The sequence below is a fragment of the Massilia sp. CMS3.1 genome, assembly GCF_051262535.1.
GTDB lineage: Bacteria > Pseudomonadota > Gammaproteobacteria > Burkholderiales > Burkholderiaceae_D > Telluria.
Genome location: NZ_JBIMES010000028.1, coordinates 1 through 23,651 on the forward strand (window position 1 = coordinate 1; position 23,651 = coordinate 23,651).

The following is a 23,651-nucleotide window of genomic DNA, read 5'->3' on the forward strand; positions in this document are numbered from 1 at the left end:
TGACAAACGCGAACGAGGAGACGCTGAGCCGGGCAGCATCGCTGCGCCTGGGCTCGACCGAATTCGCCTTACGCGATCAGCAACATATGCGGGGAGGCGCAAGCGCGCCACTCTGCAACTATGTTGAGCAGGATGCTGGGGGCTATGTCTTACAAGACAGGCTTCGTCAGCACATTGTGTGGAGCCAACACGATCTGAGCACCGATTCGTCGTTCAATGAGTGCCACTTGGTAATCTGCCAGCGTAGGCTAGGCGACTATGGAAGTGCTCTACGCAAGAGAGCGCTCAAGCTGTTCGCCGAAAGTCTGTGCAATTTTGGTATCTTGCAGCTAGACGTATCGTCAGCCCCAATAGTTCCCAACATTATGCATGGTTTTACCTGCCTTCTTACTGAACATGGTATTTATAAGCGAGTTCCTGTCGCGCCTAATCCTTATTGAGTCTCGCAAGGCTAGCGAGCAGAACTCGACAATATCATTGGTAATGTCGATTTTACTTTCGAGCTCGGCTGTAGAAAGCGGCTAGTGTTCGAATTGAATTCCCCTTGGTTGCTCACTATCTAGCTCAAAAGGTAGTAGAGGACCCCGTAGCCCGCGCCGGCACTTGCGACGATCATCGCTAATCCGACCAACGGGAAATTGATAGAAGAGTCCTGTTGTCTATCGCTTCGCCGGGGAGGCATACTTGTGCTGGAATTTTCCATGATCATCTTTGTAATGTGCACGTAGTCTTCATGGCGTATGGACCAAATTTCATACCGCGTCTCGTTCAAGTCGAAATAACGAAAAGATTTCAAGGTCTTATCCCGCCCAGTAGTTTCGACACATTGAGCCCCTAGAAGTATCTGTAAGAACTTTCGGTAATCCCCCCACTTTTAGAGCATGCTAAAAGTAGAGGTTAAGCGGCGAGTGCCAATTTCTGTTTCGGCGTAATAGCATCTCAGACTGCCACGATTTATGGCGCCACAGTCTACCTCATCAGGGCAACTGCTCAGCCAACGCGACAGAACCACCGCACGTGGGTTAATAACACCGCACGATGAGACGGCGCTCGCTTCCAAACGCCGTTGGTAAGGAACTATTGCTAACTCGACAATAGAAACCATATTGTCGACTTTATGCAAAGGCTAAACAGACATCTGACATTATGGGAATAACGTCATATCGCTTCGACGGAATACTTGTTTCTCCGTGTCTAAGCACGGTGATAGCTTGCGTCATCTCTATTGTTATTGCGTAAATGTTCGTTCGCTACGGGCATTAATAAAGTCCGTTCCGGTTGACTGTTCCACTTGGCAGGTAAAAAACGGGTAAAGAACTGGTCCATTCTGACTCCACTAATTAGAGGTCGCGAGGGGCAAACAAACTGCTTATCACGGCAATGCGGCGCGCGCAATAACTCCATGGCTAGATGTCTGCCCGATCATCGATTCGGCCCGCACGAAGTCGATAAAGGCGCGTAGTACCGCAGGCATGTGCCGACGCGAAGAGTAGTACAGACTGGGCCCAGGAAAAGATGGGCACCAATCCGACAATACCGGGACGAGCAGCCCGTCATCGATCGCGTGCTGAAGATAGCTGTCGAATTCGAAGACAACCCCGGCGCCGTCGATGGCCGCGCGCACGGCAAGCATTGGATCGTTGGTGGTGAGGGGGCCCGATGGGACGACGACGATTTTCATGCCGTCTTTTTCGAATTCCCAGTTCAGGACGCGCGAACTCTGGAACCGGTGCCGAATCAGGCTCAGACTGGCCAGGTCGTCCGGATGTCCTGGCATGCAGTTCAGCGCGACAAAAGCAGGGGAAGCTGCCGCGATCATCCGGCATTCCGCCACGAGCGGGACTGCGATCACGCCAGGCGCCAGGCTTTCGCCGTAGCGCACGCCCGCATCATAGCGGTCGCCGATGATGTCAATTAGCGCGTCTTCTGCAACGATATCAAGTTCAGCGTGCGGATAGCGGCGCAGGAAATGGCCAACCAGCGGGGCCAGAATGTAATGAACGACCGGTTGCGGCGCGCTAATGCGTAGCGTGCCGGAGATCTGCTCGCGCTGCGTGTCAAGCCGCTCGACGGCATCGGCGATTTCTTGCAGTGCGGGCATTAAAGCAGCTAGCAAGGCTTCACCTTCATGCGTCGGCATCACGCTGCGCGTGGTCCGGTGGAGCAGCCTGACGCCGAGCTGCGCTTCCAAAGCGTTAATGCGCTGGCTGATCAGCGAAGGTGAGACTTGGCGTTCGAGGGCCCCTTTGCGAAAGCTACGATGGCGCGCCACCGCTACGAATGCCTCGAGGTCGGCCAGGGGCAGGTTTTTCATCGGTTCACGTTGTCTGCGCAATGCTGTCGCAGCGCGTTGTGGAAATAGGAAAACGGCGCGGTGCGCGAGCCCTAGTATAGCCACATTGCGACCGCGTTTGTCAGGAATGAAAAGCTTCGTTGAGCCTGCGCCTTGTCCTCCAACAGGCCGGCGCGCAGGACACAGTGCACGTGCTCCCAGAGCCGGGTAGCTGCATCCGCTGTGCAGCGTTTCAAAGCCCCGCCCCTCGACGACATGGCTGAAGGCGCGGATACGGCATGGTGGTCAATGCTGCTCATTCTGGCGACGCGGCGCCCACACCCACTGCTGTTCCATCGGTGCAAGAATATCCTTCATGCGAGAGCCGTAGCGCTGTGCCACAGCTACGGCTGCCTTTAGGCTTGCCAGGCACTGCTCTATCATCGGTTCGCGCTGTGTGCGCAATGCGGTCGAAGCCCATTGTGGAAGATTGCGTTATGCACAAACCTTAGTACAGTCAACCGAGGGCCGAAGAGAGATCACCTACTGCAAACCCAACGCGCTGCGCATCTCGCGCCCGGTCATTAGCCTGCCTCATCCTCGTGATCGATGGTTTCCCCGAGGTGGCGGCTATCGAAGTCGCGCTGCGCCTTTTCCAGCTCGGCGCAATGATCCATCGCCCACTGGTACACCGCCTGGAACGACTGCTGCAGGGACCGCCCGAGCGAGGTAATCGAATACTCGACCGCCACCGGCGAATCGGCAATGACGCGGCGCCGCACCAGGCCGTTACGCTCAAGGCGCCGAAGAGCCTGGGTGAGGGCCTTCTGCGTGATTCCTTCGAGCCGTCGGCGCACCACGTTGAAGCGCTGCGGCCGCTCGCATAACACACTCAGAATCATGACCGACCATTTGTTGGCCAGCTGGTCGAGGATCGGCCGGGTCGCGCACGCAGCGGCAAAAGTGGGTTCTTCAAAACTGGCCATGGTGGTTTCCTTGTGTAAACCTGGGCGACTGCAGGTACCTAATTGACAGCAAGTATAACCTGTATACCATCTGGCCTTCACGTCATGAGGATCAGAAAATGTCGCAACTAAATGGAAAAATCGCACTCGTTACTGGTGGCAACAGTGGCATCGGCCTGGCGATCGCCCAGCGTTTCGTCGCTGAAGGCGCCGAAGTGTTCATTGTTGGACGGCGCCAGGCAGCGCTGGCGCAGGCAGTCGCCCGAATCGGCGGCAAGGTGCGGGCCATTCAGGCCGATGTCACCAGCCAGGCCGACCTGGCCCGCATCGTCACCGGCATCCAGGAAAGCCACGGCCGGCTCGACATTCTCGTGACCTCGTCCGGCAGGGCCGACTACGCCACGCTGGCCGACACCACCGAGCTGCACTACGACCAGACCTTCGACCTGAATACCCGGGCCGCGGCTTTTACCGTGCAGGCGGCGCTGCCGCTGATGGGTCAGGGCGCCACAGTGGTCCTGATCGGCTCGATCGCCGGCGTTATCGGGACGACCGGCTATGGCGCTTACGGTGCGAGCAAGGCCGCGCTGCGCGCGTTTGCGCGTACCTGGACGGGGGAACTGGCGCAACGCGGCATCCGTGTCAATGCGCTCAGCCCCGGGCCGATTGATACCGCGATGTTCGACGACGTCAGCGACGAAGTCAGGAGCGCGTTGACCGCCCGTATTCCTCTTGGCCGCCTTGGCAAGGCGGAAGAGGTGGCGGCAGCTGCCTTGTTTCTTGCGTCCGACCAGAGCAGCTTTGTCGCCGGCGCCGAATTGTGCATCGACGGCGGCATGGTCCAGGTCTAGGACAAGCGCGCCTGCGTCGCCCATTCGTTGACTCTACTTACCCATTTTATTGGACCCATCTCATGACCATCCAACAGGTTTGCACCTCCCGTTCCGCCGTCCCGGCCCCGCTGGCCCGCAGCGCCATCGCCATCGCCCTCGCGCTGGGGATGGCCTCTCCGGGCGCGCCCCAGGCCGCCCAGCGCACCGCCTCGCCGGCGCCGACGCTCGTATCGTCCAGCCCGCACGAAGCGCCAGCCGGCATTAATGCCGCGGTGACGCTGCTGGTTCACTCCATGCCGGGTATCGCCGGCACGCCCACGCCGGCGTCGAGCCTGCTCTTCGTCCCAAGAGGCTCCGCGCCGGCAGGCGGCTGGCCGGTCGTCGCCTGGGCCCACGGCACCACGACGCCGGGTTTGAAAACGTGCGCGCCGAGTCTGTCGCCGGAACTTGACGGCGGCCTGACCCGCGACGGGTTCAAGAGCGACTATGTGTATCAGATCGGCACGCTGGTCGACGCCGGCTACGTGGTCGTCGCGCCTGACTTCGAAGGACTGGGCCCGGTGGCCACGGTAGCTTACCCGTATTACAGCGCGTCCAGTCTGGCGCGATCGCTGATCGCCGGCGTGCGCGCCGCGCGTGAGGCTGAGCCCTCGCTGTCGCACCGGATGGCGGTGTTCGGCCATTCCGACGGCGGCCACGCAGTGCTCAGTGTCGAATCACGCATGGGAGAAGCACCCGAATTACAGCTGGTGGGAACCGTAGCCTCGGTTCCGTACACGTCGATCGCCGAGACTGCCGCCAGCTTCGGCCGGCAGTCTCGTGCGGCCGGCAGTGCGGGCGCCACGCATACGGCGCGCATGATGGAACAATTCCAGGTGGCGCTCATGGCGACCGGCCTGATGGCGCAATCGCCCGACTTCGATCCGTCGGCGGTGATGGGTCCGGACCTGGTGCGCACCTTGTCCGATTTCCGCGCCGCCTGTTCGGTGAAGGCAATAGGCTTGATCGACGCCGCCGTCAAACAAAAAGGCAAGTCATTCGCGGGCCTCAAGGCCGGCTGGGAAACACAGCCGCAGATGAAAGCCTTCCTAGAAGCCAACGATCCCTACGCCACTCCGGGCTTCACCCTGCGCCTGCCGACCCTAGTGCTGCAAGGTACGGCAGACCCGTTCGTGCTGGAGCCGATTACCAGCCGTTTCGTCGCGAAGCTGAGCGCGACGGGCGCGCCGGTCAAGTACAAACGCTACCCGGGCGCCGACCATTTCAGCATCCTTCGACGTTCCAACGCCGACGTGCAGAGATTCTTGACGCGCCAGTTCGGGCAAGCCCCTGCGCCGGGCGAGCGTCGGCGCGCCGGCGTGAAAGACGCGCGATGAGCGCTCGCCGAAGCCCGCGCATCGTCCTCGCGGCGCAGCCAAGCGCATGCTATTTCGGCGGCCGGCTCAGGACCGTGTCGTAGGCCACCAGATCGAGGTAGGCAGTCACTTCGGAGGCGCGCCCGTTGGCCATCCGAAAAATCCACACATAGCTGTTCGCATAGGGATTGCCGTCTTTCGTCGTCGTGGCGCCGTCCCATTGCACCACGACCTGGTCGCCCTCGGCCCAGATATTCGTCACGGTCGGCTTGATTGGCGCGGCAAGGCGGGCTGCAAACGGTGTGACGGCACGGTCGATGAATTCCTTTCGCCCGCGGTAGGCGCCTGCAACCGGACTAGTGCCCTTGATCGTCCACACCACGTCCGGCGCCAGCACGTCGTCAAAAAACGTTCGCCCGCCCGCAGCCCATTTGGCAAACGCCCCGGCAATGAACGCGCGGTTCTTGGCGGTTTCCAGCGCAGTGCCCCGCGCCGCGGTCGTCTGCGCCTGGCTTGGCGCGGCTAGAGGATTCGTGGCGGCGATGGAGGCTAGGACCAGCACAGAAATTTTTTTCATGACGGGATTCATGCTTGACTCCTGATGGTTGGAAGCTGGACGGCGGCGCCGCCGAAGATCAGCTGTTGCACAAGCGGGCGCTCCACGAAGCGCGCCGGGAAAATCGGTTCAGGGCTGCTGCATGCGTCGAGCTCGGCGATGTGCTGGTCTTCCAGGCGCAGGCCAAGGGCGCCGAGGTTGTCTTCTGCCTGGGCCAGGGTGCGCGCCCCGATCACCGGCGCGACCACGGCCGGGTTCAACAGGGTCCAGGCCAGCGCAACCTGGGATGGCGTCGCCCCCAGTTCGTCTGCAACGCGGCCCACTGTCGCGGCGATGTCGAGGGAACGCTCGTTCATGTGCCCGGAGGATGCGATGACGCCTTTTCGCGTCGGCGCAACGTGGGCGCTGCTGGCTTCGTTCAGGTCGCTACGACTGTACTTCCCGGTCAGGATGCCGCCACCCAGCGGGGACCATGGCATCACGCCCAGGCCCAGGGTGCGCGCCATCGGCATCAGCTCGTGCTCGACGGTACGCTCAACGAGGCTGTACTCGATTTGCAGCGCCGTCAGTGGCGTCCATCCACGCAACTCTGCGATGGTCTGCAATTGAGCAACTTGCCAGGCCGAGGTGTTGCAGATACCAACATAGAGGACTTTCCCACCGCGCACCAGGTCGTCCAGCGCCCGCATCACTTCATGGGGGGAGCTTGTGAAATCCCATGCATGCAGGTGCAGCAGCTCGATCCGGTCCGTGTCGAGCTGGCGAAGGCTAGTCTCCACAGAGCGGACCATGTTCATCCGGTGATTGCCGCCGGAATTGGGGTCGCCTGCCTGCCTGGCCATGGTAAATTTCGTCGACAGGACAATACTGTCGCGTTTGCCCTTCATGAAACCGCCCAGGATCCGCTCGGATTCGCCTCCGGTGTAATTGACGGCGGTATCGATAAAATTGCCGCCCTGGTCGACGTACGTATCGAAGATCCGACGCGCTTCCGCTTCATCGGCACCCCAGCCCCAGCTGGACCCGAAGGTCATCGTTCCGAGGGCAAGGGGAGACACCCGCAATCCAGAGCGTCCCAGCAACCGGTACTGTTTAAGACTGTTTAAGACGTGCATGCTGTGTTTTCCCGTTAACGAAACATGGGAGTATTGTGGTGGCGGGCGGGAGGCGAACGTTAGAAGGGAAGTCCTGTATGCTTGCACGATCGTACGACTCCCTTCGGACTATTGGTATGAAAAACCTTCTCGCTTCCTTATCCGGCATTATTGGCCGCCACGCCCTTGGCAACGGCATTGTCGACACCGCCATCTCTGGGGTCAGCCTGATACGCGCAGACGCGCCGACCACGCCGATGCCTGTCGTTTATAGGCCAACGCTGTGTCTGGTTGCGCAAGGCCGCAAGCAGGTGGTGCTTAATACCAGCACCTATGTCTACGACGCCGAACAATATCTGCTTGCATCAGTGGAGTTGCCGTTGATTGGTTCGGTGATCGAAGCCAGCGCCGCGCGTCCTTACCTGTGCCTGCGTATCGACCTCGACCTGGCGCAGTTGAGCGAACTGGCGCTCCGCCATGCGATGCCGGTCGACCAGGATGAGCTGTCGCCTGGAGGAATCGCGCTCACCGGCACCACGCCCGAACTGCTGGGCGCCACGGTAAGGCTGGCGGCCTTGCTAGACACGCCGGGGGACATCGAGGCCCTTGCTCCGCTGATCATGCGCGAAATCCTTTACCGGCTGTTGACCGGTCCAGGGAACAGAACTGTCAGGCATATGGCGCAGGGCAATAGCCGGCTCAACCAGGTTGCGCGTGCAATCCTCTGGATTCGCGAACACTATACGCAAGCGTGCAAGATCGACGAGGTGGCCGATATCGCCTGCATGAGCCGGTCGAGTTTCCATGTCCATTTCAAGGCAATCACCTCGATGAGTCCACTGGAATTTCGCACGCAATTGCGTTTACACGAGGCGCGCCGTCTGATGCTTGCCGAGGCGGTGGACGCGGCTTCTGCTGGCTTTCGCGTAGGTTACGAAAGCCCGTCGCAGTTCAGCCGCGACTACGCCCAGATGTTTGGCACACCCCCAGCCAGGGATGTCGCGCGCCTGCGTGTCGCTTAGCGCAACGCCGGCGCTACGTCCTTGCATGTAGCACGCGGCAGTGTTGCCCCAGTGTCCAATGCGGTCCATACGTCATATTGATTGTATCGGCCCATTGAACAGTGAAGTTAATTCCACGACCTTTATCGCACTGTTGTTTCCAAATATAGTGTTTCTGCCCGCCGTGCTCCGACGCGGCGCACGAAACGGGGACCAGCATGATCAAATCAAATCAAAAAATCGCCATCGTTACCGGCGCGTCGCGCGGTATTGGCGCAGCAATCGCCGAACGACTCGCAGTACAAGGATTTAGGGTCCTCATCAACTACTCGGCCAATGCCGGCGCCGCTGAAGCATTGGTGCGGAAGATCGAAACGCTCGGTGGCCGCGCTGTCACGGCCCAGGCTGATGTCAGCGACGCCGGCGAGGTAGCGCGCATGTTCGATGCCGCGCAGGATGCAGTTGGCGGGGTCGATGTTCTCGTGAATAACGCCGGCATCATGGAACTGGCCCCCCTGGTGGAGACCGACGACACGATGTTCGAGCGCCAAATCGCGGTGAACTTGAAAGGCGGCTTCAATACCATGCGCGAAGCGGCCCGCCGCATGCGTCAGGGCGGGCGCATCATCAACCTGTCGACCAGCATCGTCGGCCTCTACCATCCCGGCTATGCCGCTTATGCTGCGACCAAGGCGGCGGTCGAAGCGCTCGGCCAGGTGTTGGCGAGGGAGCTGGGCTCGCGCAATATCACGGTCAATGCGGTGGCGCCCGGGCCCACGGCCACCGAGCTCTTCCTCAACGGTAAATCGCAGGACCTGATCGATCGCCTCGCCAGCCTGGTACCGCTCAATCGCCTCGGCAAGCCGGACGACATCGCAGGGGCCGTCGCCTTCCTCGCCGGACCCAATGGCGCCTGGATCAATGGCCAGGTCCTGCGCGCCAATGGTGGCATCGTCTAACAAATCCCTCCCATGCAACAACAGCCGCCGCCAGGTGGCTGTCCGCAGAGACGGATCAATGCGGTCTGGTCATGGCGATTTCCACAAACCGGAACGGCGCCGCAGTCGCTTGCTCGAATTTCATTTCATCGAACGCGACCCTGTCGTCCGGATGAATCCGGCCTAATTTTTTGAAGGAGCGGCACATGGCAGAAATTGATGATTCAGCGGCCGAAGGGCTATCGAACTTCACCCTGAAACGACGGACGTTCATGCTGGGTGTGGCCTCGGCCGGAGCTGCCACGTCGGTAGCCGGTTGCGCCGTCGCAGTCGGCGGCAATCCGGGTACGAGCGCGACGGACACGCGCTTTCGGGTGAACGGCAAGCAGCACTCCCTGACCCTGGAGCCGCGTGCGTCCTTGCTTGACGTCCTGCGCGATCAACTACAGCTCACGGGCGCGAAGAAAGGTTGCGACCACGGACAATGCGGCGCCTGCACGGTCCATGTCGATGGTCGACGCGTTGCCTCCTGCCTGACCCTGGCGGTCAAGGTGCACAACAAATCCGTGACGACGATCGAAGGAATTGAGACGCGCACCGGGCAACTGCATCCGATGCAGCAAGCTTTCATCAAACATGATGCGCTGCAGTGCGGGTACTGCACGCCGGGACAGATCATGGCGGCGATCGCGTGCGTCAAGGAAGGGCATGCCACGAGCGACGAGCAAATCCGCGAATACATGAGCGGCAATATCTGTCGCTGCGGCGCGTATGCGGGCATCCTCGCGGCGATCCGCGAGGCCGCCCTTGAAATGAGGAGTCGATCGCATGCGTAATTTCGCCTATTTGCGTCCGGACTCGGCAAAAGATGCCGTTGCAATGCTCACCGCCAGCCAACCCGGCGCACGCTACTTCGCCGGCGGCACGACGCTGTACGATCTGATGAAGCTGGGCGTGGAAGCACCCCAGACGGTCGTCGACATCACGGGCATCGAAGAACTGCGTGGCATCGATGTCTCACCCAAAGGGGGCATTCGCGTGGGCGCCCTCGTGCCCATGAGCGACCTGGCAGAGCATGCCATGCTGAAGCAGAATTTCCCGGCGATTTCGGAGTCATTGTGGAAAGCAGCATCGCAGCAGCTGCGCAACATGGCAACCATCGGCGGCAATCTCCTGCAACGCACGCGTTGCCCCTACTTCAGGGGCAGTCCCGAATTCGCGTGCAATAAACGCGCGCCCGGCAGTGGCTGCTCGGCGATTGGCGGGGCGAACCGCGCCCATGCCGTCCTGGGGGCGAGTTCGGCATGCGCGGCAGTCTACCCTGGCGACCTGGCAGTCGCCCTGGTCGCCTTCGACGCAGTCATTGAAACTATCAGTCCGCGCGGACAGCGATTCGTCGCCGTGCGCGACCTCCATGTCGTACCCGGCTCGACGCCGGCGATCGAACATGTCCTGGCTCCGGACGAGCTGATTGTCCGGATCGAGATTCCGATGACGCCGGCAGGTCGTGCATCGGCTTACCACAAGATCCGGGACCGCGAATCCTATGCGTTTGCGCTCGCGTCGGCCGCCTGCGGCGTGCACCTGGCAGCCAACGAGGTGGTGGACGTACGAATCGCCCTGGGTGGCGTCGCCACCCGTCCCTGGCGCGCAAGCGCGGCGGAGCGCAGCCTCATCGGGAAACCGCTGACGCGTCAGTCTGCACGGCGAGCAGCAGAAATTGCCTTTGCCGAAGCGGTGCCGCTCCAGCACAACCGATACAAGATAGCGCTGGGCATCGAGACGGTCATCGATGCGCTGATGCTGGCGAAAGACAGGAGCTGAATCATGAGAAAACGGGACACAAACCTGCAGGACCAGCGCGTCGGTGCGCAAGACAAAGTACGCGGCAGGACCCGGTATGCAGCCGATGACGCGCGTCGCAATCTGCTGCACGGCGCGATCGTGCCATCGCGGATCACCCGCGGTGAGGTGCGCCGCATCGACACCACCGCTGCGATGAAGGTGCCAGGGGTGCAGCTTGTTCTGACACACGAGAATATCGGGCCATTTGAAAGTGGCGGCTTCATCATGGGCGGCGGTTTTGGTTTTCAAAGCTTTCAGCCGATGCGTTCGGCGCAGATCGCGTACCGCGGCCAAGCGCTTGCCCTGGTCATCGCCAGCTCGCCGGACGCTGCGCGGGAGGGAGCGAACGCGGTCGTGGTCGACTACGACGCGAAGCCATTCAGCGCGAACATCGATTCGCCGGGTGTGCAGACCCTGGCCCAGGCCTCCCTGCCAAACCCGATGTTCGCAGACAAGAAAGCCGGCGACGCCGACGCGGCAATGAAAAGCGCCGCGCATACCGTCGATTTCACCTACCTGCTGCCGACGCAACACCAGAATCCTTTAGAGCTCGTTGCGACAGTGGCGGAGTGGACGGCCGATAAACTCACGATCTGGGAGCCGACCCAGAACGCGGAAGGCCTGCGTCATGGCCTTGCCAAGCAGCTGGGCATGGACGCTTCGCTGATCCAGGTGGTGTCGCCCAACGTGGGTGGAGGATTCGGGCAAAAAAACTCCCTGCAATCGCACACTGTTTTGGTGGCCATCGCTGCACGCAGGCTCGGCTTGCCAGTCAAGCTTGTCTTGACGCGCAGTCAACTTTTTCACACGGCCTCGTTCCGGCCAGCGAGCCGGCACCGTGTGCAGCTCGGCGCCGACAGCAAGGGCAAGCTCACTGCCGCGATTCACCAGACCGATCAGCAAACCTCGCGCCATGATGCGTTTCCCTCGTTCGGCACCGACATGACGGCGCGGCTGTACGGAATCGCCAACTTCAAAGGCATCGAGCGGCTGGTCAGGACCGATGTCCAGACCCCCGGCTACATGCGCGCACCGACGGAACACGCCGCCGCTTTCGCCTTCGAATCGGCGATTGACGAGATGGCGTATGCCCTAGGAGTGGATCCGGTCAAGCTCAGGCTCGATAACGACGCGGCGCAGGACCCGATCACCGGCAAACCCTTTTCGTCGCGTCACATCGCCACTTGTCTGCGCAAGGGCGCGGAGGAGTTCTGCTGGAGCCGGCGTACCATGGCGCCGGGTTCGATGCGCGACCCCCAGGGAAATTTGATTGGCTGGGGCGTTGCGACCGGCGCCTACAAGGCGGCCATGGCGCCGGCGATTGCCAAGGTCCGCATACATGCCAGCGGCGCCGTGCAGGTTGCGGTCGGCGGGCATGAGATGGGGCAGGGTATGAGTAGCGCGATCGCTTACACCGCGGCGCGTGCGCTTGGGGTGCCGGTGGGTGCGGTCGCGGTATTGCTGGGCGACACGCGCGCTGCGCCTCAACATCTTACCGCGGGGTCCTGGGGCACGGCGACTGTGCTGCCTCCTGTCCATCAGGCATGCAAGCAACTGCTGGCGGAATTGCGCCAACTTCCGGGGGCCGCAAAAGATGGTTCAGCGATTGCTTTGTTGAAAGCGTCGGGTCGCCCCTTTATTGAAAGCGAAAGCCGGGGGCGCGGACATGGCCAGCCCGAGCAGATCTACACGCGCCTGACCGGCGGCCTGCCTAGTGGAGTTGGCCCCGTGTACCCGGAATTCGTGGCATTCAGCCATGTCGCGCATTTCGTCGAGGTGCGCATCGAGCCGACCACCCGGCGCATCCGCGTGCCGCGCGTCGTCAGTATTGTCGACTGCGGCACGGTGGTGAGCAGGAACACTGCGCGCAGCCAGGTCGAGGGCGGCGTGGTATGGGGAATCGGCGCCGCCCTGCGCGAGATGAGCGAGGTCGACCCGCGTTACGGAGGATTCCTCAACACCGACTTGGCCGAGTATGTGGTTCCGGTGGCGGCAGACATTGGCGAAATCAATGTCGGTTTCGTCGACATTGCCGATCCCAGGCTCAACCCGCTGGGCGTGAAAGGGCTGGGCGAGGTCGCGATGGTCGGGGTAGCGCCTGCCATCGTCAACGCGGTATTTCATGCGACCGGAAAACGCATCCGAAAGCTGCCACTCATGCTTGACGATATGTTTGCGGCTTGAGATCGACCAAACAATGCGAGGCGACGATGGACAGTATGGATGTGGCAGTGTTGAAGGCCGCGGCGCAGTGGATCGACCACGGCTTGGTCTGCCAACTGGTCACCGTCGTCCAGACCTGGGGATCGAGCCCGCGGCCGGAAGGGGCGATGATGGTCATTCGCGCCGATGGGCGGGTCACGGGCTCGGTGTCCGGCGGCTGCATTGAAGACGATCTGATCGAATGGACTAGGCGCGGCGGCTTCCCGCGGGACCGCCCGGAACTGCTCACTTACGGAATACAGGCGGAAGACGCCCACCGCTTTGGCCTGCCCGGCGGCGGAACCATCCGGCTGGTGTGCGAACCCTTGACGAAGGGAGCGGAATTAGCGAGGTCCTGGCGTATCTGGAGAAAAAATGCTCGCCGCTCGCCGGCTCGATCTCGATACCGGCGTCGCCGTCGTCTTCGAAGCCAGGCACGAGGAAGCAGGCATCGAACTTCGGAATGCAACGTTAAGAACTACCGTCCCCGCTGGCGCCTGATGATCATCGGCGCCGGTCAATTGTCTGAACTCGTCGCCCGGATGGCCGTTATGCTCGACTACGAGGTACTGGTGTGCGACCCGCGTGAAGAATACCGCTCGGGCTGGAATGTGAAAGGGGTGAACATCGTGCACGTCATGCCGGACGACTGGGTTTTGTCGGAGCGCGTGGACGCGCGAACGGCCGTGGTAGCGCTAACCCACGACCCGAAGCTGGACGACCTGGCGCTGATGGAAGCACTACGTTCGGAAGCCTTTTATGTAGAGGCGATCGGTTCGCGCGCAAATACCGAGCGGCGTCGCGAAAGGCTGCTGCAGTTCGATGTCAGCGCGCTGCAGCTGCAACGGCTGCATGCCCCGATCGGTATCTTTATCGGCAGCAAAATGCCTTCAGAGATTGCGATCTCGATTCTGGCCCAACTGACTGCCGCCAGACATCTTTGAGGGGGCCTACGTCAATCTAGGCATCGGCGAGCAAACTAAAGTCGTTAATTTTCTTCCAGCAGCCCGCGAGGTCTTCCTGCACAGTGAAAATGGTCTGCTTGGCATAGGCCCGGCTCCTGTGTCCAGCGAGGAAGACGAAGACCTGATTAACGCTGGCAAACAGCCGGTGACTCTGATAACCGGTGGCGCTTATTTTCATCACGCTGATTCGTTTGCGATGATGCGCTGCGGCCACCTCGACATCTGCGTGCTAGGTGCATTTCAGGTCTCGGAAAAAGGTGATCTTGCCAATTGGCATACTAGCGCACCGGACGCCATTCCAGCCGTTGGGGGGCAATGGACTTAGCACTAGGCGCGAAACAGACTTCCTAATGATGGACCACCAGACTAAGACGGGAGAGAGCAAGATTGTTCGCGAATGCACCTACCCGCTTACCGGCCTGGCCTGCGTCAACCGCATTTATACCGATCTAGCTGCTCGACGTAACCCCAGAAGGACTAAGGGTGTGCGAGATGGCGCCAGGCCTCACTTTCGACGAACTGCAGGCAGTCTCTGATGCACCCCTGCTGCGCTCCCTGAATTGAAGATCACATGAACGAAGCATATATTGTCGACGCGATCCGCACGCCGATAGGCCGCTACGGCGGCAGTCTGAAAGACTTGCGCGCAGACGACCTCGGCGCGATACCGCTGCGCGAACTCATGAAACGTAATCCCAGTGTTGACCGGAGCACGTTTGGCGACGTTATCTTCGGCTGCGCTAACCAAGCCGGCGAAGACAACCGCAATGTCGCCCGAATGTCGTCGCTGCTAGCCGGACTGCCGTCGGATGTAGCGGGCACTACTCTTAACCGCTTGTGTGGCTCCGGTATGGACGCAATAGGAATCGCTGCGCGTGCCATCAAATCAGGCGAAACACAATTGATGATTGCCGGTGGCATTGAGTCGATGACGCGGGCACCATTTGTGATGGGCAAGGCGGATAGCACCTACTCTCGACAGTCCACAATCTACGACACCACGATTGGTGGGCGCTTCCCGAACGAACATATGAAGCGGCTATATGAATCGCCCCGGCTTTCGTGGAGGCCGGTTAGTGTGAGTCAGGCCGCGACGGCTTGACTGCTCAGTTGCTTGTAATAGTTTGCCTCAGCTTCGGCTGGCGGTATATAGCCTAGCGGTTCCAGCAGGCGGTGGTGATTGGACCAGGACACCCACTCCAGCGTGGCCAGTTCGACGGCCTCACGCGTCTTCCAGGGAGCGCGGCGATGGATCAGCTCAGCCTTGTAGAGCCCATTGATCGTCTCGGCCAGGGCATTATCGTAGCTGTCGCCTTTGCTACCCACAGACGGCTCGATGCCCGCTTCGGCCAAGCGCTCGCTGTATTTTATCGATACGTATTGCGAGCCCCTATCGCTATGGTGGACAAGCTCGTTCCGTTCGGGCTGACGAGCGTACAGGGCCTGTTCCAGGGCGTCGAGCACGAAGTCGGTCCGCATCGAGCTGCTGACGCGCCAGCCGACGATGCGCCGAGCGAAGACATCGATCACGAAAGCGACATAGACGAAGCCCTGCCAGGTCGACACGTAGGTGAAATCGCTGACCCACAACTGGTTTGGCCGCGGGGCCTTGAACTGGCGGTTGACGCGGTCGAGCGGGTATGGCGCTTTCGCGTCGGCCACCGTCGTGCGCACAACCTTGCCTCGCATGACACCGCGCATCCCGGCCTTGCGCATCAGGCGCTCCACGGTGCAGCGGGCCACGTCGGTTCCCTCACGCCTCAGTTGGCGCCAAACCTTGTCAGCCCCGTAGACCTGCAGGTTCGCCTGCCAGACACGTTCAATGTCGACGCTCAGCACGTCGTCGCGTTGGGTGCGGGCACAGCGCAGTGCCGGGTTGCGTTGCTGCGCAGCGTGGCGCCAGTAGCCAGACGGCGCGACCTGCATCACCTTGCAGATCGGCTCGACACCGTAGGCATGGCGGTACCGGTCGATGAAAGCCTTCACGACTTGAAGTGGCGGCCGAGCTCTGCCTGGGCGAAAAACGCACTCGCCAAGCGCAGGATCTCGTTTGCCTTGCGCAGCTCACGCACTTCTCGCTCGAGCGCCTTGACGCGCTCATCTTCGGCAGTAGTTGGCCCGGGCCGCTGGCCGGTATCACGCTCCTGTTGGCGGACCCAGCGGCGCAGCGTCTCTGGGGTGCAGCCGATCTTGGCGGAAATCGACGTGATCGCTGCCCACTGCGACTCGTACTGGCTGCCGGCTTCGCTGACCATGCGCACGGCGCGTTCGATGACTTCAGGGGAATACTTGGGTTGCTTTTTCATAGCTCCATTTTCTCAAAGAATGGAGCCTCCTCAAAACCCGGGGCGATTCACTTTGGCGCAGACCGCCAGCAAGAGCAAAGTGCCGCGTGAGCCGCTTTATGTGATCAAGGATTTTCTCGAAAACACAGCACCCGACAAGGTCGAGGCCGCAGCTAACCGGCTAGTAGCACCGGATGCAATATATATCGCACTGAACTTCGACAATCCCGAGCTGAAGAGAATCGAACCGTGGGCCGGTACGTCGACCGGGCCAAAGGCCTTCAGCAGCATCTTCGCACGCGTTGCCAAGTACTGGAAAATTGAGGACTTTAAAATCACTGACATGTTCGGTTCCGGCGAAGACGTCGCTGTGTTCGGCAGCTTCACTTACCGCTCGGTTGCTGTCGGTACGTCTTTCCGTTCGCCGTTTTCGATTCATGCCAAGGTAAAGAACGGGAAGATAAGCTACTTCCAGTTCATGGAAGATACCTACGCGTCAGCGTCTTCATTTAGATAAAGCGGGAGCTGGACGGTAAAGACCGATCCAGCTGCGCCAGCGTTCAAAGTAGGCAAAGGCAAATAAGGCGCGTTACCGCGCTTGGGACGATTTAGCTGCTGTGCACAGCACGTGCAGCGGCTGCTTTATTTGGACTGTCAGGACCGATGGTGATTACGTCAGTGCCGGCGGCTTCGTCTTGATGCAATTACGAGGCATTAGACTTAATCCGTTGAAGCGGAGCGAGTCGAGCCGCCGCTGCAGGGATACATGCAGGGCCCATGATCTATTAGGTCACGGAAAGATTCGCAACCACATCCCGAAGCCATTGATTTCCTGGCTCCTTGTGAAACTTGGCATGCCAGAACAGATTTACGTCGAACTCAGGAATCGGCACCGGAAGTGGCAGGAATTTTAATTTAAAGGGCGCCATGCTCTCGCGCACGTAGCGTTCCGGTACCGTTGCGATCAGGTCCGTAGTAGCCAGGATATGCCCGAGTGCGGCGAAGTGCGGGACGCTCAGCCTCACATGCCTGCGTACGCCGCGCTTGGCGATAATGTCATCAACAACTGTATGCCCCGTGGCCCCGGCCACCACCACAATGTGCTGGGCGCTCTCAAAGTCCTGCAGCGTCATCGACTCCCTGTCCAGCGCATGCCCCTCCCGGAAGATACATACATAGCGTTGCCGGAACAGGTGGCGCTGGTAGAAGCCTGCCTTCAGTTGGGGTAGCAGGCCGATGGCGACATCGACTCGGCCAGCTTCTAGCTCGTCGCTCAGGGCAACAGCGGTATTGCGTACGGTACTGATGGTGACACCCGGTGCGAGTTCGGCCAGACGGCTCATAAGTCTGGGCAGAAGGTGGATTTCGCCCAGGTCCGTCATCGCGATCGTGAATTTGCGCGTACTCGCGACCGGATCGAACTTAAGCTCGCGCTCCAAGGTGTCGCGGATTGTCGCGAGGGCATTGGCGATCGGCTCGGCAAGCTGGCTTGCGTACGGAGTTGGCTCCATGCCGCGCGCAGTGCGCACAAACAATTCATCTCCCAGCATCGCACGTAGTCGGCGCAATGCATTGCTTACCGCTGGCTGGGTCAAGCTGAGGTTGTCCGCCACTAACGATACGCTTTTCTCTTTAAACAGTTGATGGAAAACGACGAGCAGGTTCAAGTCAATGTCTCGCAGGTTCAGCATGTCACATTCACTAAATCAATATTGCGCATTCACGGAATTTCGTATTTTTATTTTACTCTATTTCCTATAATCGAATCCACTAAACGAATCACCAATTTTCGAAGACAAGCGCGATCACCTGTCCAGCTAATAAAACTAGCTAAGGCTTTCGGAACGGACGAGCGAGTCGACGCCTTCTATACCGAGGCAGCGTACAAACTAAAGGAGCACGGGAAATGGAAATGCAAACCACTGCTACGCTGTCCGGGCCGGAAGAGGTTCAGCAAAAGCGCGCGGAATACTATCGCCGTATTGGCGGCGACCACCTCACCCCGCTGTGGGAAGTGCTAGGCGCCCTGGTGCCAAAGTCGCCAACGTCGCCAGTTGAACCGACCCTTTGGCGCTATGCCGACGTGCGTGAACACGTCATGGAAGCAGGGCGCCTGATCACCGCGGCCGAGGCTGAGCGCCGCGTGCTGGTGCTTGAAAACCCTGCCATGCGAGGCAAATCGTCGATTACGCAGTCGCTATATGCAGGCCTGCAGCTGATCCTGCCGGGCGAAGTGGCGCCGGCGCATTGCCATTCCCAGTTGGCGCTGCGTCTGGTGCTCGACGGCGAGGGCGCCTATACGGCGGTCGACGGTGAACGCACCACGAGTCGCCGCCATGTACCAGGCGGGCGGCACGGTCGGTGCAATCGCCCTTGGATGGGCAATGGACCGGCTCAACCCATACAAGGTACTGGGTATGTCCTACCTGGTCAGCATTCTCTTCATCGCACTGATCGGTTATCGGTACACCGACCTTGTGATCCTGAATGTCGCCGTGTTCAGCGTGGGTTTTTGCATCAGTGGTTCGCAAATCGGCGCGAATGCGCTGGTAGCGTCGTTCTACCCGACCAGCAACCGCACCACCGGAGTGAGCTGGGCACTGGGTATCGGGCCCTGCGGCGCCATTCTCGGCTCGATGATGGGCGGCGCATTGCTCGGCGCAGGAATGGGCTTCTCGACCATCATTTTGATGCTGGCGATTCCAGCACTCCTGGCCTCGGTAGCGATCTTCGCCATGTATGGAAAATATTCCTATCATCAGGTACGCGCTGTCATTGCCTGACATTTCGACTCGGCAACCATATGAAACTCTACAGCTTCTTCAACAGTTCCACCTCGTTCCGCGTGCGAATCGCGCTAGCGCTCAAGGGCTTGCCCTATGAGTACGTCGGCGTGAACCTGCGTAGCGGGGAGCAGGGCAAGGAGAAATACCGTGCCCTGAGCCCGGCCGCGATTGTGCCGACCCTGATCGACGGCGACGTCAAGCTAACCCAGTCGATTGCCATCATCGACTATCTGGACTCTCGTCAGCCAGAACCTTGCCTGGTTCCGCTGGACGCAATCAATTGGGCGCGCGTGCTGGAAATTTTGCAGACGATCGCCTGTGAAATTCACCCGATCGCCAACATACGGGTACTGAAACCTCTCAGCAGCCCATTAGGGGTGAGCGAGGCGGATAAATCGAATTGGTATAAGCACTGGGTAGACGAGGGTCTCGCCGCTGTGGAAAACCTGCTCACGGCACGGCCCCGCAGCGCCTACTGCGTTGGCGATACGCCGACCCTGGCCGACTGTTGCCTGGTACCCCAGGTCGCGAACGCCATGCGCATGGGCTGCGACCTGTCGCGTTTTGGGCGCGTGCGTACAATTTACGATTTTTGCACATCCCAGCAGCCGTTCATCGACGCGGCGCCGCCGAACCGGCCGGACTATATCGCCTGAGGCAGGACTTGCGCGGGTGGCTCGAATAGCCGCCACGTTTGTAGTGGAAAACAGCAACGACTGCATAGACGAACACTAAACTCATGGGGACAAAATCGGCGCCATTCCTCATGGCGTTGAACCTCCAGCGATGCACATCACTGTGATGCCAGAATTTGCAGCCGCTCAACGACAAAGGATTTGCAAAATGCAATGGTTTAACAATCTTAGAGTTTCCAGGAAACTTATACTGAGCTTTTCACTGATTTTAGCGTTGACCGCGTCACTCGGCCTGTTTGCAGTCTCCCGGCTCAGCGCTGTTAACGCATCAATCGAAGAAATCGCTTGGAACTGGATGCCGTCTGCCATTTTGTCTTCGCAGATCAATACCGATACCTCCGACTTCCGGATTGCTGAGCTCCAGCATGTTTTCTCTAATGACGACTCGGAAATGGCTGCGCTTGACAAGAAAATTATAGAATTAGGCGCGAAGATCGAGGCTAGTCGGACTAGCTACGTCAGGCTGATCTCCTCGCCTGAAGAACAACAGTATTTCGATGAGTTTAGTGCGGCTTGGAGTGCCTACGTTAGCGAGAGCAAAACCTTGCTTAGTATTTCCCGCAAAAAGCAGAACGTCGAAGCGGCAGCCTTGTTGAAGGGCGCATCGCAAAAATTCTTTGATATTGCAAGCAACGATATGCTTAAACTGGTTGAAATTAATTCCTCTGGTAGCAACGTAGCAGCAAACAACGCGGCTTTAGTATATTCAAAAGCACGCATCTGGATTTTTATCGCGATTGGCTTGGCATTAATGCTGGGTCTGGGTATCGCGCTGTTTATCGCACGCACCGTATCGGTGCCGCTGGGAGTGGCACTGACCGTCGCAAGGGCGGTAGCAAGGGGCGACCTGACTAGCAAGATTGAGGTCAAATCGAGTGATGAAACTGGCTTGCTGATAGCAGCCCTGAAAGAAATGAACACCAGCCTGCAGAAGATTGTAGGAGAAGTCCGTTCGGGCACCGATACCATCGCCACTGCCTCGAATCAGATCGCCGCTGGCAACCTGGATCTTTCCTCACGCACCGAAGAGCAGGCGAGTTCGCTTGAGGAAACCGCTTCGTCGATGGAAGAGCTGACTAGCACCGTTAAGCAAAATGCCGACAACGCACGTCTGGCTAACCAGCTGGCTGTGTCCGCCTCGGAGGTTGCAGTCAAAGGTGGCAGCGTGGTGGCTCAAGTAGTCGACACCATGGCCTCGATTAATGAATCGTCGAAAAAAATCGTTGACATCATCGGCGTCATTGACGGAATCGCCTTCCAAACAAACATCTTGGCTTTGAACGCCGCAGTGGAAGCGGCACGTGCAGGCGAAGATGGTCGTGGGTTTGCGGTCGTGGCAGCGGAAGTGCGCAACTTAGCGCAGCGCTCGGCAGGAGCAGCCAAGGAAATTAAGACCTTGATCAACGATTCGGTTGAAAAGGTGAACGCTGGGGGAAAGCTCGTCAACGAGGCCGGGGTGACCATTGCGAACATCGTGCAGTCAACTACTCGTGTAACCGAGATCATGTCCGAGATCGCTTCGGCCACAATAGATCAGACCATGGGCATTGAGCAGATAAATTCGGCAATTTCGCAGATGGACGAGGTAACCCAACAAAACGCTGCGCTAGTAGAGGAGGCGGCGGCGGCGGCAGGATCGATGCGAGAGCAGGCTGCAGCCCTGTCGGACGTAGTCAATATCTTCAAATTGGGTCAGGAAGCAATGGTCGAAGCTAGCGTTGCGCGGCAGCCAACGGCGCACGCGGCCGCTCTCGGTAAACCAGTGCCGCGCCTCGTCGCTACCAAGACCCCAACGGATGCTCCCGTAGCGCTGGTTGCTAAAGAAACACTGATTTAATCCGCGAGGTCTCGCCCGAAGCGAGCTGAGCTGGCACGATGGCGTATCGCATTCGCACAAGTTACATGGTGAAGCAAATGAGCTTTTCCGACGTCGATTTCGCCAGCAAGAAGAAGCTGACGCGGCGCGACCGTTTCCTGGCCGAGATCGACGCGGCGACGCCGTGGCCGGCCCTAGTGGCGGCGCTTTTGCCGCACTATCCGAAAGGTGATGGTCGCGGTAGACGACCAGTCTAATCTATGGTATATTGTAAGTATGACCTTCGCGAATCCCTTGGAAACGTACTATCGTGCCATCCCAGGGCGGTGGGCATTAACGCTGCATCGTAAGCGCAATATTTTCAAGATTGTGAGGGTGACCGCTCAGGTTGTGTACAAAAAACGGATCAATTCTCCCTTCTGACTCATCACCAAACCGAGATTTCGCTGTTGCGCGCCGCAATTACGAGATCACGGCAGAAGCAATCGGAAACTGATTAGTTCAGCGCTTCCCTAACAGCGCAAGTGACCGATCAATTAACTGTAGGAACGTGATGGACATCGTTGACGAAACGACCTGTACTACTCTAGAAGGAGCTTGCGTTAGTGACGCTTCGCACTTCCGGGCGGAGAGCATTGGTTGCGAATTTCATGCCGGCACTATTGACCGAATTGCCATGCTATTGGCGGATCTTGAGCAAGCACATGCAAGCTTACTGTCGAAAGGTTATGGCAGATCTTGGATGACAATTCTTGAACTGGTCAATCTCGTCCCAGAGATGCGGGTTCACTATCGGATCGGACCGAGCCTCGATGACTCGCGTACGGGCAAATATCCGCTTAAAGGATAAGGATAGAGGGAGTCTGAATGCATACCCTGCACGAAAAAAGGCATAACAGCTCGACCGAATGCGCGGTATTCTGTATCTCTTTTGCCGGGCGCCCGGACGTTTTCATGCGTGCCGAACGACATAGCTACAGCGCTGAGAAAAGGGCGGTTGTCGAGGTCGACGCGAGCGTTTCCTAGCTCTTTGGCGCTAACCTCACAGCTCCCACAGCGATATGCGGCAGGCTCTCCGAGCATTTGGATAAGAGACCGCAAGTATGGGTGGGCAGGTTATGGATTCGCTCGTGGTTCCGAAAACCCGGTTCCTTTGGCGAAAGTCGAATGCGGACTCGCCGACAGGGAGCTCACGCAGCGCCGCCGCTGCATTTTAATTTTTTCGGAGCGGTTGTTCGTTGCTTTCGAAAGGACTTCCTTGGTTAGCGTTTTCCAATGGCGTGGCCCGAATATGGCTGTCACGCTTGGTGCAGCGGTCTCGCCTGTCGAGTGCCCGGTAAGCGATGCAACACGTTTGCACGAACTGGCTAAAATTTGCGGAGGCGGACCCGTGCAAATCGCCGACTTGGTTTCGTAGTCAGTGATTGCCGCCGTCACCGTTAGCGATAGGGATTACACCCCATGACAAGCGCCTTCTAACAAGATTTTTAGGAACCCCCATTGAACCCTGCCACCCACCGTGATCAGCTAATCAGCATGCTTGCAGAGGCTGCCGAAATAGAGCACTGCTTAATGTGCAGCTACTTATATGCAGCCTTTTCCCTCAAACAAAGTCTCGATGAAGATCTGAGTCCAGACGAGTTCAGCGCGGTAAAACGTTGGCGCGCTGAAATTGTCGCGATTGCCACGGAGGAAATGCTGCATCTTGCCCTTGTTAACAACCTGCTGATCTCAGTCGGGTCGAGGCCACACTACCGCCATTTCAACTTTCCAGCTACGGCAGGTCAATTTCCAGCAGACATAGCGGTCGCTCTGCTCCCATTCGATAGCGCCACTCTCGATCATTTCATTTATGTTGAACGTCCCAGCGAGGCAGTGGATCGCGACGGACGAACCATCGACAAACCGGTGTATTCGCGCGACTCGGACCGCACCGACCTAGTGACAGACATGCCCAACGATTATCTGACAGTTGGGGAGCTCTATCAGGCGATCGTCGACAGTATCGGCTCCCTCTCGGCCGATCTCGGCGACGCGGGCTTG

At 59.2% G+C, this 23,651-nt stretch carries 21 protein-coding genes, 4 pseudogenes and 1 other annotated feature; of the genes and pseudogenes, 19 read left to right on the forward strand and 6 right to left on the reverse strand.

What is annotated here, in order from left to right:
• Positions 1-440, forward strand: a pseudogene (locus tag ACHAC9_RS23125) (hypothetical protein); the annotation flags it as partial.
• Positions 441-1,372: 932 nt separating this feature from the next.
• Here the strand turns inward: ACHAC9_RS23125 and ACHAC9_RS23130 are convergent.
• Both ACHAC9_RS23130 and ACHAC9_RS23135 read right to left on the reverse strand, forming a co-directional pair.
• Positions 1,373-2,314, reverse strand: a complete 942-nt coding sequence (locus ACHAC9_RS23130; RefSeq protein ID WP_435763911.1) for a LysR substrate-binding domain-containing protein — start codon at positions 2,312-2,314, stop codon at positions 1,373-1,375.
• A gap of 542 nt (positions 2,315-2,856) precedes the next feature.
• Positions 2,857-3,258 (reverse strand): winged helix-turn-helix transcriptional regulator, encoded by a 402-nt coding sequence (locus ACHAC9_RS23135; protein WP_435763913.1) that lies wholly within the window; start codon positions 3,256-3,258, stop codon positions 2,857-2,859.
• A gap of 98 nt (positions 3,259-3,356) precedes the next feature.
• Here ACHAC9_RS23135 and ACHAC9_RS23140 point away from each other — a divergent pair, with 98 nt between their 5' ends.
• Entirely contained in the window at positions 3,357-4,088 is a 732-nt protein-coding gene (locus tag ACHAC9_RS23140; RefSeq protein ID WP_435763915.1) for an SDR family NAD(P)-dependent oxidoreductase, read from the forward strand.
• Between the two features lie 62 nt (positions 4,089-4,150).
• Positions 4,151-5,446 carry an alpha/beta hydrolase family protein gene (locus ACHAC9_RS23145; protein WP_435763917.1) on the forward strand — a complete coding sequence of 432 codons (1,296 nt, stop codon included), beginning with the start codon at positions 4,151-4,153 and terminating at the stop codon, positions 5,444-5,446.
• A gap of 49 nt (positions 5,447-5,495) precedes the next feature.
• Here ACHAC9_RS23145 and ACHAC9_RS23150 read toward each other — a convergent pair whose 3' ends face one another.
• Positions 5,496-6,002 (reverse strand): nuclear transport factor 2 family protein, encoded by a 507-nt coding sequence (locus ACHAC9_RS23150; protein WP_435763919.1) that lies wholly within the window; start codon positions 6,000-6,002, stop codon positions 5,496-5,498.
• Between the two features lie 8 nt (positions 6,003-6,010).
• Positions 6,011-7,039, reverse strand: a complete 1,029-nt coding sequence (locus ACHAC9_RS23155; protein WP_435763921.1) for an aldo/keto reductase — start codon at positions 7,037-7,039, stop codon at positions 6,011-6,013.
• A gap of 173 nt (positions 7,040-7,212) precedes the next feature.
• On the opposite strand from ACHAC9_RS23155, the gene ACHAC9_RS23160 reads away from it, so the two are divergent.
• The 8 genes and pseudogenes from ACHAC9_RS23160 to ACHAC9_RS23195 all read left to right on the forward strand — a co-directional run.
• Entirely contained in the window at positions 7,213-8,097 is an 885-nt protein-coding gene (locus ACHAC9_RS23160; RefSeq protein ID WP_435763923.1) for an AraC family transcriptional regulator, read from the forward strand.
• A 197-nt stretch (positions 8,098-8,294) separates the two neighbouring features.
• Positions 8,295-9,035, forward strand: a complete 741-nt coding sequence (locus ACHAC9_RS23165) for an SDR family oxidoreductase (protein ID WP_435763925.1) — start codon at positions 8,295-8,297, stop codon at positions 9,033-9,035.
• Positions 9,036-9,220: 185 nt separating this feature from the next.
• Positions 9,221-9,850, forward strand: coding sequence for a (2Fe-2S)-binding protein (locus ACHAC9_RS23170; RefSeq protein ID WP_435763927.1), 630 nt, complete (start codon positions 9,221-9,223; stop codon positions 9,848-9,850).
• Positions 9,843-10,838, forward strand: a complete 996-nt coding sequence (locus ACHAC9_RS23175) for an FAD binding domain-containing protein (protein ID WP_435763929.1) — start codon at positions 9,843-9,845, stop codon at positions 10,836-10,838. The genes ACHAC9_RS23170 and ACHAC9_RS23175 overlap by 8 nt, the downstream gene beginning before the upstream one ends.
• A gap of 3 nt (positions 10,839-10,841) precedes the next feature.
• Entirely contained in the window at positions 10,842-13,043 is a 2,202-nt protein-coding gene (locus ACHAC9_RS23180) for a xanthine dehydrogenase family protein molybdopterin-binding subunit (RefSeq protein ID WP_435763931.1), read from the forward strand.
• Between the two features lie 26 nt (positions 13,044-13,069).
• A complete protein-coding gene (locus ACHAC9_RS23185; RefSeq protein ID WP_435763933.1) occupies positions 13,070-14,005 on the forward strand; it encodes an XdhC family protein in 936 nt (311 codons plus the stop codon).
• Positions 13,986-14,590 (forward strand): annotated as a pseudogene (locus ACHAC9_RS23190) (3-oxoacid CoA-transferase subunit B). Before ACHAC9_RS23185 ends, ACHAC9_RS23190 begins: the two are co-directional and overlap by 20 nt.
• A gap of 7 nt (positions 14,591-14,597) precedes the next feature.
• A pseudogene (locus ACHAC9_RS23195) lies at positions 14,598-15,071 on the forward strand (beta-ketoacyl synthase N-terminal-like domain-containing protein); the annotation flags it as partial.
• A 38-nt stretch (positions 15,072-15,109) separates the two neighbouring features.
• Here ACHAC9_RS23195 and ACHAC9_RS23200 read toward each other — a convergent pair.
• Positions 15,110-16,332 (reverse strand): IS3 family transposase gene (locus ACHAC9_RS23200; RefSeq protein ID WP_435763935.1). Its coding sequence is split into 2 segments (ribosomal slippage): positions 15,110-16,044 and positions 16,044-16,332, totalling 1,224 coding nucleotides; the frame shifts between segments, so codons are not numbered across the junction.
• Positions 15,938-16,054 (reverse strand) — a sequence feature (AL1L pseudoknot). Its footprint overlaps the gene before it by 117 nt.
• A gap of 52 nt (positions 16,333-16,384) precedes the next feature.
• Between ACHAC9_RS23200 and ACHAC9_RS23205 the strand changes: the two genes are divergently transcribed.
• Positions 16,385-16,828: a nuclear transport factor 2 family protein gene (locus ACHAC9_RS23205; protein WP_435763937.1), complete on the forward strand. Its 444-nt coding sequence runs from the start codon at positions 16,385-16,387 to the stop codon at positions 16,826-16,828.
• 268 nt (positions 16,829-17,096) lie between these two features.
• Here the strand turns inward: ACHAC9_RS23205 and ACHAC9_RS23210 are convergent, their stop codons facing one another.
• Positions 17,097-17,999 (reverse strand): LysR family transcriptional regulator, encoded by a 903-nt coding sequence (locus ACHAC9_RS23210; RefSeq protein WP_435763951.1) that lies wholly within the window; start codon positions 17,997-17,999, stop codon positions 17,097-17,099.
• A 624-nt stretch (positions 18,000-18,623) separates the two neighbouring features.
• Between ACHAC9_RS23210 and ACHAC9_RS23215 the strand changes: the two genes are divergently transcribed.
• The 7 genes and pseudogenes from ACHAC9_RS23215 to ACHAC9_RS23245 all read left to right on the forward strand — a co-directional run.
• Positions 18,624-19,094 carry an MFS transporter gene (locus ACHAC9_RS23215; RefSeq protein WP_435763939.1) on the forward strand — a complete coding sequence of 157 codons (471 nt, stop codon included), beginning with the start codon at positions 18,624-18,626 and terminating at the stop codon, positions 19,092-19,094.
• A gap of 20 nt (positions 19,095-19,114) precedes the next feature.
• Positions 19,115-19,753 carry a maleylacetoacetate isomerase gene (gene maiA, locus ACHAC9_RS23220; RefSeq protein ID WP_435763941.1) on the forward strand — a complete coding sequence of 213 codons (639 nt, stop codon included), beginning with the start codon at positions 19,115-19,117 and terminating at the stop codon, positions 19,751-19,753.
• A 130-nt stretch (positions 19,754-19,883) separates the two neighbouring features.
• Entirely contained in the window at positions 19,884-21,629 is a 1,746-nt protein-coding gene (locus tag ACHAC9_RS23225; protein WP_435763943.1) for a methyl-accepting chemotaxis protein, read from the forward strand.
• Positions 21,630-21,694: 65 nt separating this feature from the next.
• Positions 21,695-21,862 (forward strand): annotated as a pseudogene (locus ACHAC9_RS23230) (IS5/IS1182 family transposase); the annotation flags it as partial.
• Positions 21,863-22,161: 299 nt separating this feature from the next.
• Positions 22,162-22,458, forward strand: coding sequence for a hypothetical protein (locus tag ACHAC9_RS23235; RefSeq protein ID WP_435763945.1), 297 nt, complete (start codon positions 22,162-22,164; stop codon positions 22,456-22,458).
• Positions 22,459-22,566: 108 nt separating this feature from the next.
• Positions 22,567-23,025 (forward strand): plasmid fertility inhibition factor family protein, encoded by a 459-nt coding sequence (locus tag ACHAC9_RS23240; protein WP_435763947.1) that lies wholly within the window; start codon positions 22,567-22,569, stop codon positions 23,023-23,025.
• Positions 23,026-23,108: 83 nt separating this feature from the next.
• Positions 23,109-23,651: ferritin-like domain-containing protein (locus ACHAC9_RS23245; protein WP_435763949.1), on the forward strand; the 543-nt coding region annotated here is incomplete at its 3' end.